Raw genomic sequence first — 14921 nt, forward strand, 5'->3', positions numbered from 1 at the left:
TCGCGTGATGCTCGGCGGTCTTCGTGACGTACTCATCACACCGTTTCCCCGAGCCCGGCCACAGTGCCGTACGGACCGCGTCACGCTCTCGAACGTCCCCTCGGCGCGGGACCTTCGGCCCTGTCACGCCGCGCACGACGGGAACGGGGAGTCTCACCACCAGGGAGAGGACGGCACGCCTGCGAACGCCGGCGAAGCCGCCGACGTTCACGGATCCGCGACGGCGGCGACACACCGCCTCCGGCCATGCCGCTCCCCGACCGTTGCCGGCCGAAGGGCACACCGGTCGCGGGAGGGGCCGGTCAGGAGGAGCCGGGAGCGGCCGGAGCGGGGGTGACGACCAGGGGGCAGCCGGCGTGGTGCAGCAGCGAGTGGCTCACCGACCCCAGCAACAGGCCGGTCAGCTCGCCGCGACCGCGTGAGCCGACGACCAGCAGGCCGGAACGGGCCGAGACCTCGGCCAGGACGCGCACCGGGTGACCGTCTTCGAGCTGCTCGGTGACCTTGACGTCGGGATAACGCTCGCTCCAGCCGGCGAGGGCCTCGGCCAGCAGACGACGTTCGACCTCGGCGCTGTCCTCCGCGAAGGGACCGCCCCCGACGACCGGACGGCTCCAGGCGTGCACCGCCCGCAGGCCGACGCCGCGCAGGGACGCCTCGAAGAAGGCGAAGCCCAGGGCGCCCGTGCCCGCCTTCGAACCGTCGACACCGACGACCACCTCCCCGGCGGGCCAGGCGGACGGGTCGCGGATGACGGCCACCGGGCAGGCGGCCCGCCCGACGACCCCCAGTGCGACCGAACCGAGCAGCATCCCCGCGAAACCCCCCAGACCGTGGTTGCCGACCACCAGTAGCTCCGCGTCCGCGGCGGCCTCGATCAGGATGGCGCGCGGGTCGCCGCCCAGCAGCCGCGGCTCCGCCACGACGCGTGGATCCTCCTGCCGGACGCGTTCCACCGCCGCGTCCAGCATGGACGTGGCCCCTTCGCGCATCCAGCGGCCCACATCGGCGTAACGGTCTTTTTCCGAGATCTCCAAGGGCCAGGCGGGCATGGCGTGCACGACGCTCAGCGTGCCACCGCGCGCCGCGGCCTCCCGCGCCGCCCAGCCCGCGGCCGCGAGCGCGGCCGGCGAACCGTCGACTCCTACTACGATCATGACGTCCTCCCCTCCCCATGGTGCCCAAGGCGCCGTCACACCGGCGGGCGACCGGCCCGCGACGGCGGTAAAGATCCCTTGGCCGAGGAGTCACCGTGTCCGAGGCCCCGGTGCCGTCCCGCCGTCAGGTGAGGGGGACGTACCAGGTCAGCCGGGTCCCCTCCCGCGGGGAGGAGTCGACCTCGAAGGAGCCGCCGAGCGCCGTGGCGCGTTCCTGCATGTTGCGCAGGCCGCTGCGTTTGCCCTCGCCGGGCAGGCCGACGCCGTTGTCGGTGACGGTGAGGGTGAGCCGGTCGTCGGCCGCCTCGGCGAAGACGTCGGCCTTGGAAGCCTTGGCGTGGCGCACGATGTTGGACAGCGCCTCGCGCAGGACGGCCAGCAGGTGCTCGGCGACCGGGGCGGGCACCTTGTGGTCGAGCTGTCCTTCCATCCGCAGGCCGGGCATGAAGCCCAGGTGCCCGCGCGCGCCCTCGACCAGTTCCACGATCCGCGCGCGCAGGCTGGGCTCCTCGGCATCGCGGGGGGTCTGCAGGGCGAAGATGGTCGAGCGGATCTGCCGGATGGTCTCGTCCAGCTCGTTGATCCCGTGCTGGAGCCGCTCGGAGGCCTCCGGATGCTCGACGAGGCGCACGATGCTCATCAGGGTCATCGCGATGGCGAAGAGCCGCTGGATGACGACGTCGTGCAGGTCCTTGGCGATCCGGTCGCGGTCTTCCAGCAGCCCCAGCCGCTCGGCGTCCTGACGGGCCTCGGCCAGTTCCAGCGCGACCGCCGCCTGCCCGGCGAAGGAGTGCAGTGCCCGCAGCTCGCTGCCGCTGAACGGGATGCGGCCCGGTCGCTTACCCAGCACCAGTACTCCCCGCACCACCCCGGCCACGCCCAGCGGCACCGCGGCGGCGGGGCCCACCGTCAGATCCCGGATGAGGGCCGCGGGCAGGTCCGCCTCGCCGAGATCGGCGACCATGACCGGCTCGCCGCCCAGCAGGGCCCTGCCGGGGAGCGAGCCGGTGACGTCCACCCCGGCCCGGTCGAGCCTGCCGGCCTCCGGGCCGTCGGCGATCATCACGCGCAGGACCTCGCGGTCCACGTCGGGAAGCATGATCATCGTGATGTCGGCGGCGGCCAGGTCCCGCGCCCGCCGCGCGATCAGCCCGAGCACCTCGCGCGGCTCCGCCCCCGACAGCAGACTGGTGGTCACCTCCGCCGACGCCTGCAACCACATCTCCCTGCGCCGCGTCTCCTCGTACAGACGAGCGTTCTCGATCGCGACACCGGCGGCGGTGGCCAGCGCCGTCACGATCGCCTCGTCCTCCTCGTCGAACTCCCCCCCACCACGCTTCTCGGTCAGATAGAGATTGCCGAACACCTCCTCACGCACCCGCACCGGCACCCCCAGAAACGACCCCATCGGCGGATGACCGGGCGGGAAACCGTAGGAGGCGGGGTGGTCGGAGATGTGGGCCAGCCGCAGGACCTGCGGCTCCTTGATCAGCAACCCGAGCAGGCCCAGCCCGTGCGGCCAGTGCTCGATCCGCGCGATCTCCTCCTCGCTCAGTCCCACCGGGACGAACTGGACGAGTGTGTTCTGCTCGCCGGCCACCCCCAGCGCGCCGTAGGTGGCGTCGACGAGGGTGGTGGCGGTCTCCACGATCCTGCGCAGCACCGTCTCCAGATCCAGGTCGCTGCCCACCGCGACCACGGCCTCGAGCAGCGCGTGCACCCGGTCACGGGTCGCCAGCACCGCCTCCAGGCGCCCCTGCAACTCTGACAGCAACTCGTCCAGCCGCATGTTCGGGATCAGGGAACGCGACTCCTTTTCCGTCATAGCGCGAAGTCTCGCATCCGGGCAACGCTTAGGACAGTCGGGCGCCGCTCTTCGGCCAGGACACCGCGGTCCCGACGACGAAGATCACCATGGGTTGTCCTTGAGGTGGCCCTCGACGGTGTCCCGCCCCCACAGCCCGTCGGCGACGACGATCCGGTAACGGCGGGCCAGCGTGTCGCCGTCCGGCAGGACGAGTTCCTCGTGGAAGGCGAGAGAGGGGGCGACCGCGGGGAAGGGCTGGTTGCGCACGAACCAGTGGGTGGGCGCGTCGGCGTTGTCCGGGTGCTGCTCGAAGATCAGGGTGGAGGCGGCGTCGACCTCGTCGTGCGGCGAGCCGTAGGCGAGCCAGCCCGCTCTGCGTCCCATGACCTCCTCGCCTTCGAGGTCCCCCTCGGCCAGGATGCCTCCCCAGGTCATGTCGCGGGGCCCTCGCCAGAACAGGCCGGTGTATCCGGCGTTGGGCCGGCCCGCCGTGGTGGGGCTGCCGATCCTGAGCTCCTGCCCGCGCACGTTGGTCAGCTCGGTGCCGAACTCCAGGATCCATGATCGGTTCGCGAGGTCGACGCCGTGGACGCGCACGGTACGCAGCTCGGTGATCCACCGCTCACCGCGCGCGGTCAGCCAGGTGACCCGCTCGGTGAACGTCAGTTCCCGGCCGTCGCACTCCAGTGCGTCGAATCCCTCGTGGCGCAGGGTCCCGACGTTGTCGCGCTGGACGTAGCCGTGTCCGGGGCCGCCCTCGAAGGTGGGGCCGCCCCAGAAGTTCTGCCCGGACAGGTGGGAGAGGGTCATGGCCAGACCCTTGTGCCAGCGGTGATCGTGCGGCCGGTGCCCCGAGACGACCTGACCGCCCAGGGTACGCAGCGGATGGAAGTAGGGCGCCGGACACTCCGAGGGCGCGGCGTCGGAGCCGAAGGTGTAGCCGAGCAGTTCGACGCCGTGCCCGGTCAGAGTGAAGGCGGTGTCGTCCGGACGGGTCAGTGCCAGAGCGGATTCGGTCGAGGTCACGATCGGTTTCCTCCTGTGGTGGCCGTCGGCGCCCAGCCGTCGACGTCGCCGTGCAGCCGGTGGTAGAAGGGGTCGCCGGGGGTCAGGTCGGTGCGCGCCACCGTTGTCCCGGTGAACGCCGAACGGTAGATCGCCGTCACGAGTTCGAGGGTGCGGCGCCCGTCGTGGCCGCTGGCCGGAGGCCGTTCTTCCCGGTCGTAGGCGTCGAGCAGCGCGGTCAGCTGCGCGGTGTGGGAGCTGCGCGTCTCAGAGCCGGGAGCCGACCAGTGCTCCTGGCGTGCCGCGCCGTCCGCGGCGCCGGCCAGGTGCGGAGCCGCGGTGTAGGTCCAGTCGTCGTTGCCGTAGCCGTACAGGTGCCTGAGCTCGACGGTCGCCTCGACGAGGTCGACGCGCACGTAGCTCTCCTCCCGCGGCGACAGCACGCTGTTGACGATCGTCGCCAGGGCCCCGCTGTCGAAGCGCACACTCGCCACCGACACGTCCTCGGTCTGCACGTCGCGGTCCAGGCGCCCCGCCATGGCGGTGACCTGCGACCAGTCGCCGAGCAACGTCAGCAACAGGTCCATCTGGTGGATGCCGTGGCCCATGGTCGGGCCGCCGCCCTCGGTGTCCCAGCGCCCGCGCCAGGGCACCTCGAAGTAGGAGTGCGGCCGGTACCAGGTGGTGCTGCAGTGCGCGACGAGGGGACGGCCCAGCTCGCCGGAGGCGATCAGCCTCGCGGCGTGCAGGCCCGCCGCGCCGAACCGGTGCTGGAAGACGACGCTGGCGTAGGCGCCGCCGGCCTGCTCGGCCGCGGTGATCGTGTCGTACTCGGCCAGCGACAGGCACGGGGGTTTCTCCAGCCACACCCACGCCCCGGCGCGCAGGCACTGCTCGGCCTGCCGGGCGTGCAGCCCCGGCGGGGTGCACAGGTGCACCAGGTCGGGCCGGGCGACGTCCAGCATCTCGGCCAGGTCGGTGTGGACGCCGGGAATGGAGTTCTCGGCGCAGAAGGCCTTGACGCGTTCGGTGTCGACGTCGCAGGCCGCGACGATCCGCACCCGGTCGCCCTGGGCTTTCAGCGCGGGCAGGTGACAGACCGTCGCGATTCCGCCGGTGCCGACGATCGCGACCCGTACGGGTGTTCTCTTCGTCATCGAATGTGAGACTCCTTTGGGTTTGACGGCGGCCACCTGACGGTGGAGGCGACCTCTCGACGCTCGGCGCTCAGGCCGTGAATCTCTCCCTCACCTCGGCGATCATCGTGCGGCCGTTCAGCAGGAGCAGCGAGGCCAGCACCGAGGCGAGCAGCAGCGCCGCCACCTCGGAGGCGATCAGCGTGACGGTCGCCGCCAGGACCAGCAGGCAGGCGTTGCCCAGCGACGCCCGGGGGGAACGGGTGAGAAAGTACGCGGCCAGGCGGGCGACGTCTCGCGCGCGGAACGCGAAAAGAGAGGTGATCACCAGCGCGTTCGCGATCCAGAGGGTCGCCGCCACGGCGATGACGACCGACGACACCGCCCACCATCCCCCGACGCCGGCGACGGCGAGGTTCGATCCGATGACGGCCATCCACAGCAGCCAGGGGACCCAGAGTTTCACGACCCCTCGGAGGTTGACCCGGTAGCCACGCCAGAACGCCGCCCCGGGACGGAGATCGGTGAGATCCAGGCGGCGGTGGTGCAGCGCGTACAGCGCGGCCGAGAGGGCGGGGCCGGCCGGGATCAGGCAGAGCGCCGCCAGCGGGATGTTGCCGGCGTCGCGGCTGAGCAGCACCAGCCCGGCCAGGCCGGGCACGGCCGTGAGCAGGAAGAGCGACTCGACCACCGCGAGGGTGTAGACGAGCGCGCAGGCGCGCGCCAGGGGCCCTTCGCCGAACCGGATTCCGGCCATCCTGTCGGGCAGCGTGTCGCTCATCGAACATCTCCGGTGTGGAAACCCTCGTCCTGGTGGGCGGCCGGCGGTGCGGCGGGAGTTCCCGCGGGGGTAGCCCTCCTCCTTCCGGCAGGGGTGGCCGTCAACCGTGCTGCTTCTTGTACCGCTCGTAGGCGCCGTTCACCATGTCGACGAAGGCGCGCATGTTGTTCGCCTCGAGTTCCTTGACGTAGGCGTCCCACTCGCTCAGATCGCGTTTGCCGAGGATGAACCGGAGCGTGTTCTGGGTGACGTGGTCCTTCAGCGGCGTCTGCCACAGCGTCACCTGCTCGCGCTCCTCGTCGGTGAGCGGGTGCGGGGGCGGCACCGGCAGGGTCTTCCTCGCGTTCATCTCCTTCTGGAACGCGATCTCCTCCTCGGAGAAGGTCGACTGCAGCAGCTCGGTGGACCCGCCGTAGGCGAAGACGCCGTTGGAGAAGCCGAAGTCCTTCTGCAGGTGCTTGGGCGCCTTGGGGTTGAGCCCGACGAAGTCGACGTCGGGGGTGAGCTTGTACTTCCCCGACGCGTCCTTGGTGTGGGTGACCCCCTCGACGCCCCACTTGGCGAACGCCTGCCCCTCGTCGGAGTACCACAGCCAGTCGATGAACTGCATCATGGCGACGAAGTTCTTGCTGTCGCGGGCCTTCTTGGAGATCATGACGCCGTTCTCCAGGCGGGTGTTGCCCGCGCCGTACTTGATGGGTCCGAGCGGGCCGACGGGCACGGGGATCTTCACGAGCCTCGCCTTCGGGTTCGCCTTCTGCAGCGGCGGCCGGTACTCGTTGACCAGGGTCTGCGCGTTCGAACTGATCACGAAGGACTTGCCGGAGACCAGTTTCTGGATCGCCTGGTCGTCGGACTGGGTGAAGCTCTCCGGATCGAGCAGCTTCTCCTCCACCAGCGTGTGCAGATACTCCAGCATCTGCCGGTACTGATCCATCGCGCCGGTGAAGGCGAACTTCTGCAGGGCGGGGTCCCATTTCACCCCTTCTCCGTAGCCCCATCCGCCGGGAGCGCCGTAGGAGGTGCCGATGACGTTCAGCAGGCTGGCGCCGGGCGTGAGGGTCCCCCAGCGGTCGGACAGGGGATAGGAGTCGGGATACTTCTCCTTCATCGCCTTCAGCACGGTGCGCAACTCCTCCCAGGTCCCCGGGATCTCCAGCCCGAGTTCCTCCAGGATGTCCGCGCGCATCGCCAGGGAGTACTCCACCCAGGGCTCCTGGTGAAGACCGGGCAGGAGATAGAAGCGGCCGTCGGACTGCCGCAGCGTGTCCAGGTCAGGCTGCAGGTTCCACTTGGCGACCTTCTCCTTGAAGTTCGGCATCAGGTCCAGGTAGTCGCTCACCGGCAGAATGGCGCCGGAGGCGACGAAGGGGGTCTCCTGGCTGGGATACGTCTTGGGGATGATGAGCGGGGCGTCACCCGCGCCGATCACCAGGCTGCGCTTGTTCTCGTAGTCGCTGAGCGGCACCACACTCGGCTGGAACGTCACGTTGGTCCGCTTGCCGAGCTCCGACCAGAACAGCCAGTCGTTCTTGATCGGGTAGATCGGGTGGTTGTTGTACAGGACGGTGAACGAGAGCGGGGCGGTGGCCTTGAACCCGGTGCCGGCGCCGTAGCCGGGCATCGCGCCCTCCCGGTTCGCCGAGAGGTCGTCGGCCTGCTTCTTGGAGTCGTCACTGCCGCAGCCCACGAGTACGGCGAAGGCGCCCATCGCGACCATCGCCTGACGCCGGTTCATCTGGTACATGGAGCCCCTTTTTCTCGGATTCGGAAACGGGTTGAGTGCGGGCGGCGGGGCTACCCCTTGACCGCGCCGAGCGTGACACCGGTGACGAAGTAGCGCTGGACGAAGGGGTAGACCCCCAGGATGGGCAGGATGGTGAGCACCATCGTCACCGCCTTGATGTTGGCGGCCACCGTCATGTTCGTCGCGTCGGCGCCCACCGACGACGCGCCGGTGGCTCCGGCGATCAGGTTGCGCAGGAAGACGGTCACCGGGAAGAGGTCGGACTGGCTCATGTAGAGGAAGGCGGCGAACCACGAGTTCCAGAAGGCGACGGCGTAGAAGAGCACCATCGTGGCGATCACCGCCTTCGACAGCGGCAGCACGATGCGCAGCAGGATGCCGTAGGTGCTCATGCCGTCGATCGCGGCGGCCTCCTCCAGCTCGACCGGCAGCGCCTCGAAGAACGCCTTCATGATCAGGAGATTGAAGACGCTGATGGCGTTCGGCAGGACGATGGCCCAGATGCTGTCCTTCATCCCGAGACTGGTGATCAGGACGTAGTTGGGGATGATGCCGCCGGAGAAGAACATGGTGAAGACGGCGATCCCGATCAGGAACCTGCGCCCCTTGAGATGCTTCTTGGACAGGACGTAGGCGTAACAGGTGGTCATGAACATCGCGATCATCGTGGCCACGACCGTGTACACCACGGTGTTGCGGTAGTTCGTCCAGAACGTCGGATCAGAGATCAGGTACTCGTACGTCGTGAGGGTGAACCCGCGAGGGATGAGGTTGACCTGACCCGAGCGGATGGCGGCCTCGTCGCTCAGCGAACGGGCGACGACGTTGACGAAGGGATACAGCGTCACGATCACGACGGCGGCCAGGACGACGGCGTTGACCGCCTGGAACACCCGGTAGCCCCTGGAGGCGTCCACGGTCACCACAGGCTCGTCCCCACCGTGCGCCGGGAGATGAGATTCGCCGACAGGACCAGGATCAGCCCGATCAGGGCCTCGAACAGGCCGATCGCCGTGGCGTAGCTGAAGTTGTTGGAAACGACGCCCATGCGGTACAGGTACGTGGAGATCACGTCCGCCGTCGGGTACGTCAGCGGGTTGTAGAGCAGCAGGACCTTCTCGAACCCGACCGCCATGAACGCGCCGATGTTCAAGATCAGCAAGGTGACCGCGGTCGGCCGGATGCCGGGGAGGGTCACGTGCCAGGTCTGCCGCCACCGGCCCGCGCCGTCGATCCTCGCCGCCTCGTACAACTGGTCGTCGATGGTGGTGAGCGCGGCGAGATAGAGGATCGTCCCCCACCCGACGGTCTGCCACATCTCCGAGGAGACGTAGATCGTCCGAAACCACTCCGGCTGCTGCAGGAACGAGATGGGATCGTCGCCCGCCGCGCGCAGGATCTGGTTCACCGGCCCGTCGACCGAGAGCAGCTCTATGACGAGACCGGCCACGACCACGATCGACAGGAAGTGCGGCAGGTAGGAGATCGACTGGACGAACCGCTTGAGGCGCCGCTGCCGCACCTCGTTGATCAGCAGGGCGAGCACGATCGGCATCGGGAAGCAGAACAGCAGGGTCAGGGCGCCGAGCACCAGTGTGTTGGTGAACACCTGCCAGAACGTCGGATCGTTCAGGAACATCCGCACGTAGCGCAGGCCCGCCCACTCCTCGCCCAGCACGCTGCCACCGGGCTCGAACTTCCGGAAGGCGATCACGTTGCCGATCATCGGCAGGTACCGGAATATCGCGAAGAACAGCAGTGGGAGGATCGCCAGCGAGTACAGCTGCCAGTCGTGACGCAACGCCTGCCGCCAGGTGCGGCCCGAAGTGCGCTTCCGGCGGACGGGGCCGGGACTCGCCTCGCGCGGATCCTGATCGCCGGGCGAGGCGTCGATCGTCCTGGTCGCGCTCATTCGCGAGTCCCCGGCCTCATCCGGCATCCTTGGCGGCTCGGCCCGCCCGGCAGGAGAGGTCTGCGCTCCCCGGGGCCCCCTTCACCGGACGAACCCACTCGACGCGGAATCCAGGTCGTGGAGTTCCCTTTCTCGCATGCCATCCTTTCGGCCTGCGACGGCGTCACCTGACGCTGCCGGACAGAAGCATCGGAGATCCGGAGACTGAAACTTTCAAGATTTTTTATTAATATTGCGGAAATATAAGCGCCTTACAAAGGCTCGTCAAGGGACCAGTCAGATGACCCTGTCACCTGTGAAGGTCGCGCACGCCTTACCCGCAGCTCAGACGTGAGCGATTTGACGACGCCGTCGCGCCCGAAATGTTTCAGCCCGATCAGCGAGCCGGTCTTTTCGCCGGTACACGCCCCGACATCGCGGCGGTCAGAAAGATCGCGGCCCCCGCGCCGACCGCGTCCGGCCGAGGACGACCGGGCGGCACGTCAGCCCCGTGAGGGTCCGGTGCTCTCCCTCACGATGAGTTCGGGCTCCACCAGCCGCCGTACCTGGCTCGACCTGCCCGCCATCTGGTCGAGCAACACGTGGAAGGCGTGACTGCCGACCTCTTCGAAATCCTGCCGGACCGTCGTGAGCGGAGGCCAGAAATAGGCGGACTCCGGCACATCGTCGAAACCCACCACGCTGACGTCCTCGGGAACGCGCCGCCCGGCCTCGCGCAACGCCCGCAGCACCCCCAACGCCATCTGGTCGTTGCCCACGAAGACGGCCGTGACCTCGGGGTCCTGCGCCAGACGCCGGCCGAGCTGGTAACCGGAGCGCGAACTCCAGTCCCCGCGCGACACCTCGGGAACCCGATGCCCCCCGGCCTCCAGCACCTCGCGCCAGCCCTCGACCCGGCCGTTGGCGTCGATCCAGCTCGCCGGGCCCGCCAGATGCCACACCGTCTCATGGCCGAGGCTGAGCAGGTGCCTGGTCGCCCGCGCGGCTCCCGCCCGCTGATCCACCGTGACGACGGGAACGGAAAGGCCCGCCCCGGCGTCGACCGCGACCACCGGAATCTTCGACGACAGGTGACGTAGGCCGTCGGCCGCCGACTCGTGCGGCGCGACGATGATGACGCCGTCCACCGACTGGGACTGAAACTGGCGCAGGCTTTCCTCGATCGAGCGACGGGTGAGCATGCTCAGGCTCGCGATGCTCACGGAGTAGTCGTTGAGCCTGGCGGCGCGTTCGATGCTGTAGAGGGTCGAGGCCGGACCGTACAGGGTGGTGTCGATGCTGACCACGCCCAGCACCCCGGAGCGGCCGGTGGCGAGCTGACGTGCGGCGGTGTTGGGCCGGTAGTCCAGCTCCCGCACCGCGGCCAGCACCCGCTCCCGGGTTTTCGCCTGCACCCGCTCGGGCGCGTTCAGGGTCCGCGACACGGTCATCGCCGACACCCCGGCGAGCGCGGCGACGTCTTCCAGCACAGCGGGCCTGGAACGTGGCAGGCCGTCATTCGATTTCGCCTTCAAAGCAGCTCAACCCCCATGCGGTAACGCTAACAGGACTTCGAGCCTCGCTCCGCTCCGGGCGATACCGTTCACGCGCCGTCGGCGGTGATGTTCTCCCCCGCTCACCGGCCTTTCGCCGTCTCGGCGGCGAAGGCGCTGGATGATACGCCCAAAAATGGACGGAGATCCTGGAAAACAGTAATCTCGGCGTCAGCTGTCCACCGGGTTCCCGGAGGAGAGCGAGCAGATCAGGGAAAGGAGTCGTCAGTGGCTCAGAAGGTGGCTCGAAAGACGGGCGGGCCGGCGGCGGCCCGATCCCAGACCGACACCCGCCGGTCGAAAGCGACCGGCTACGTCGCCGCCGTCCTCGCCACCACCCTGATAGCCGGATCCCTCGGAGCCCTGATCGGCTACAACAGCGGCCGCCCCGACGCCACCCAGAACGCCATCGCCGAGATGCGAGAGGCGGAGTCCAAGCGAGACGTCCAGCAGATCACCGAGCTGACCACCCTGGCGCGCACGACCGCCGACGACCTGAACAAGATCCTGGCCGGGCTCGCCGAGGCACTCCCGGTGGAAGGAAACTCCGACGCGCCACCGGCGGCGCGCGAGCGGGTCGAGGAATGGCAGCGGATCCTCCGCGAGACCGCGGAGAAGCACGCCCCCACCCCCTCGGGAGCGACCGGGACCAACGTGGCGCGCGGCGGACTCCGCACCGCGGTGACCGCTCTGGTCACCGCGGTCGACACCTACGCGGCCGGCCTGCGGCTCCCCGAGGGGTCCCGCAAGGACCTCCTCGACCTCGCCGCACGCCAGCGCTCCACCGCCGTCACGATGTGGTCCGTCGCGGCCACCCAGCTCGACCAGCTCAACGTCGACGCCGGCAACGGCCACCAGCACACCTACCTGACGAGCACGCCGGGAGACGGCGCCATCACCTCCGACGGCGTCCCGGAGGGCCACCACGACGACTGAGCGCCCGAACTCCTTTGAGCCGTCCAGGACGGGACGGCTCAAAGGAGTCACGCTCCCGGCCGGGCCGCACTGAAACTTTCAGTACCGAGCCGACTCCGCCGCGAAGCGGGAGGACGACGTCGGCCCGCGGCTCCGGCCGCCGGGGAAGCGCAGGTGACGCGCAGGTGACGCGCGCAGTGGCCACCGGCCGACGATGACCGCGAGAGCCGTGCGGAACACCGGCCGCGCGTCAGGGACTCCGGGAATCTCGCACCTCTCTTGACGGCCGTGACGCCGATGCCAACACTTGGCACACATCCGCCTTCCCGCCTGTGAGGTTCCAGGCATCCGGCGGAAACATCGGCGCCATCAGCATCCGTCGCGCGTTCGTGGACCTATCGTCCGTAACGAGAGGTACCCCCCCGTGAACAGACCCGCCAGCCCTCCCCCGCGACGCGTGCGCCGCCGTACCGGCATCGCCTGCGCGGCAGCCGTCGCGCTGCTGCTCGCGTTGTGCCAGTCACTGGTGGCCGCCGGCCCAGCCGCCGCCGCGACGATCGACACCAGTGCCTGGTATCTCCTGGTGAACCGGCACAGCGGCAAGGCCATCGACGTCCTCGACCTCGCCACCAACGACGGCGCCCCCCTCGTCCAGTGGTCCCGCAACGACGGCGCCTGGCAGCAGTGGCAGTTCGTCGACTCCGGCGGCGGCTACTACCGGCTGCGCTCCCGCCACAGCGGCAAGGTCATCGACATCGCCTCCCGCTCCACCGCCGACGGCGCCAACGTCGTGCAGTGGAGCGACAACAACGGCACCAACCAGCAGTTCCGCGTCGTCGACAGCGACGCCAACCATATCCGCCTGATCAACCGCAACAGCGGCAAAGCCCTCGAAACCTGGGAATGGTCCACCGCCGACGGCGGCCGCGTCTCCCAGTACACCGACCTCAACGGCGCCAACCAGCAGTGGCAACTCGTGAAGATCGGCGGCACCGACCCGGTGCCCGGCGACGCCAAGCAGATGGAGAAGCTGAACCGCGGCCTGATCAGCGTGCGCTCCGGCAACGGCAACCTGGTCTCCTGGCGCCTGCTGGGCACCGAGTCCCGCGACACCACGTTCAACGTCTACCGGGGTGGCACCCGGATCGCCGGCGTCACCGACTCCACCAACTACCTGGACCAGGGTGCCGCGGCCGACGCCTCGTACACGGTGCGCGCCGTGGTCGGCGGCACCGAGCAGGCGGACTCGGAGACCTCGCTGCGCTTCGGCAACGGCTACCTGGACGTGCCGATCAGCCCGCCCAGCGGCAATCACACGGCCAGCGACGCGAGCACCGGCGACCTGGACGGCGACGGCAGGCTGGACCTGGTGCTCAAGTGGGAGCCCAACGACGCCAAGGACAACTCCCAGTCGGGGACCACCAGCCCGGTCTACATCGACGGGATCAAACTCGACGGCACCCGGCTGTGGCGGATCAACCTGGGCCGCAACATCCGCGCCGGCGCCCACTACACCCAGTTCCAGGTGTACGACTACGACGGCGACGGCCGGGCCGAGGTGGCGATGAAGACCGCCGACGGCACGGTCGACGGCCGCGGCACCACCATCGGCAACGGCGGCGCCAACCACGTCAACTCCTCCGGATACATCCTGGCCGGTCCCGAGTACCTGACGATGTTCAACGGCCAGACCGGCGCGGCGATGTCGACCGTCAACTACGAGCCGCCGCGCGGCACCGTCTCCTCCTGGGGCGACAACTACGGCAACCGGGTGGACCGGTTCCTGGCGGGCACCGCCTACCTGGACGGACGGCGGCCGAGCCTGATCATGGCGCGCGGCTACTACACCCGATCGGTCGTCGTCGCCTGGGACTTCCGCAACGGCTCGCTGACCCGCCGCTGGACGTTCGACTCCAACTCCTCGGGCAACGGCGGCTACGCCGGGCAGGGCAACCACAGCCTGTCCATCGCCGACGTGGACGCCGACGGCAGGCAGGAGATCATCTACGGCTCGGCCACGATCGACGACAACGGCGTCGGCATGTACCGCACCGGCTTCGGGCACGGCGACGCGTTGCACGTGGGCGACCTGATCCCGAGCCGGGCGGGCCTGGAGGTGTTCACCATCCACGAGGCGGGTGACCAGCCCGCGGCCGACGTACACGACGCCCGCACCGGGCAGGTCATCTGGCAGCGTCCGGGCAACGGCGGCGTGGAGGGTCCCGGCCGCGGCGTGGCCGCCGACATCTACGCGGGCAGCCCGGGAGCGGAGTTCTGGGGCGCGGGAACCAACATGGGCAACCTGTACAACTCCTCCGGGGCCTCGGTCGGCCGCACCCCCTCCTCGGCCAACTTCCTCGCCTGGTGGGACGGCGACCCGGTCCGCGAGCTGGTGGACGCCACCCGCATCGACAAGTACGGCACCGGCGGGGACACCCGGCTGCTGACCGCCTCCGGGGTGCACTCCAACAACGGCACCAAGTCCACCCCGTCCCTCTCGGGCGACCTGCTCGGCGACTGGCGCGAGGAGGTCATCTGGCCCACCTCGAACAACACCGCGCTGCGGATCTACAGCACGCCGATCACGACCACCACCAAGATCCACACCCTGCTGCACGACCCGCAGTACCGGGTCGCCCTGGCCTGGCAGAACACCGCCTACAACCAGCCGCCGCACCCGGGCTTCTTCATCGGCGACGGCATGTCCACCCCGCCGCAGCCGAACATCTACCTGCCCTGACCCTTCGCCCCGTCCGACCCGACCTCCGTGGCCCGGCCCCGGCACCGCCTGACACCGCGGACCGGGCCACGGACCGATGAGCGGGTGCCCGCGTCCGCGGCCACCCGCCCATCGCCGCTCCACCCGAGATCACCGGCCATTGACGTGGCAGTGGACCGCTGTCCTGCAACGCCACTCGCCACCCCACAG

General features: G+C 69.4%; 11 protein-coding genes. 2 read left to right on the forward strand and 9 right to left on the reverse strand.

Translation table 11 applies throughout. The annotated features are described in order from the left end of the window. Positions 1–302: 302 nt before the first annotated feature. The 9 genes from AB0B90_RS07380 to AB0B90_RS07420 all read right to left on the reverse strand — a co-directional run bounded on the left by AB0B90_RS07380 (position 303) and on the right by AB0B90_RS07420 (position 11011). On the reverse strand, positions 303–1157 hold the full coding sequence (locus AB0B90_RS07380; protein WP_362921404.1) for a universal stress protein: 855 nt from the start codon (positions 1155–1157) through the stop codon (positions 303–305). Between the two features lie 124 nt (positions 1158–1281). Beyond that, positions 1282–2982, reverse strand: a complete 1701-nt coding sequence (locus AB0B90_RS07385) for a GAF domain-containing sensor histidine kinase (protein ID WP_362921406.1) — start codon at positions 2980–2982, stop codon at positions 1282–1284. An 84-nt stretch (positions 2983–3066) separates the two neighbouring features. Further along, positions 3067–3990, reverse strand: coding sequence for a PmoA family protein (locus tag AB0B90_RS07390; protein WP_362921408.1), 924 nt, complete (start codon positions 3988–3990; stop codon positions 3067–3069). After that, positions 3987–5126, reverse strand: coding sequence for a Gfo/Idh/MocA family oxidoreductase (locus tag AB0B90_RS07395; RefSeq protein ID WP_362921410.1), 1140 nt, complete (start codon positions 5124–5126; stop codon positions 3987–3989). The genes AB0B90_RS07390 and AB0B90_RS07395 overlap by 4 nt, the downstream gene beginning before the upstream one ends. 70 nt (positions 5127–5196) lie before the next feature. Next, a complete protein-coding gene (locus tag AB0B90_RS07400; RefSeq protein ID WP_362921412.1) occupies positions 5197–5886 on the reverse strand; it encodes a hypothetical protein in 690 nt (229 codons plus the stop codon). Between the two features lie 100 nt (positions 5887–5986). Continuing rightward, on the reverse strand, positions 5987–7633 hold the full coding sequence (locus tag AB0B90_RS07405) for an extracellular solute-binding protein (protein ID WP_362921414.1): 1647 nt from the start codon (positions 7631–7633) through the stop codon (positions 5987–5989). Between the two features lie 50 nt (positions 7634–7683). Beyond that, on the reverse strand, positions 7684–8556 hold the full coding sequence (locus AB0B90_RS07410; RefSeq protein ID WP_350946159.1) for a carbohydrate ABC transporter permease: 873 nt from the start codon (positions 8554–8556) through the stop codon (positions 7684–7686). Continuing rightward, positions 8553–9545, reverse strand: a complete 993-nt coding sequence (locus AB0B90_RS07415) for an ABC transporter permease subunit (protein ID WP_362921416.1) — start codon at positions 9543–9545, stop codon at positions 8553–8555. The genes AB0B90_RS07410 and AB0B90_RS07415 overlap by 4 nt, the downstream gene beginning before the upstream one ends. Positions 9546–10027: 482 nt before the next feature. Then, positions 10028–11011 (reverse strand): LacI family DNA-binding transcriptional regulator, encoded by a 984-nt coding sequence (locus AB0B90_RS07420; protein WP_350946378.1) that lies wholly within the window; start codon positions 11009–11011, stop codon positions 10028–10030. A 294-nt stretch (positions 11012–11305) separates the two neighbouring features. Between AB0B90_RS07420 and AB0B90_RS07425 the strand changes: the two genes are divergently transcribed. Beyond that, positions 11306–12013 (forward strand): hypothetical protein, encoded by a 708-nt coding sequence (locus AB0B90_RS07425; RefSeq protein ID WP_350946161.1) that lies wholly within the window; start codon positions 11306–11308, stop codon positions 12011–12013. A 403-nt stretch (positions 12014–12416) separates the two neighbouring features. Continuing rightward, positions 12417–14732, forward strand: coding sequence for an RICIN domain-containing protein (locus AB0B90_RS07430; protein WP_350946162.1), 2316 nt, complete (start codon positions 12417–12419; stop codon positions 14730–14732). Positions 14733–14921 lie beyond the last annotated feature (189 nt).

Origin of the sequence: Streptosporangium sp. NPDC049078 (assembly GCF_040648855.1) — a bacterium.
Taxonomy (GTDB): domain Bacteria; phylum Actinomycetota; class Actinomycetes; order Streptosporangiales; family Streptosporangiaceae; genus Streptosporangium.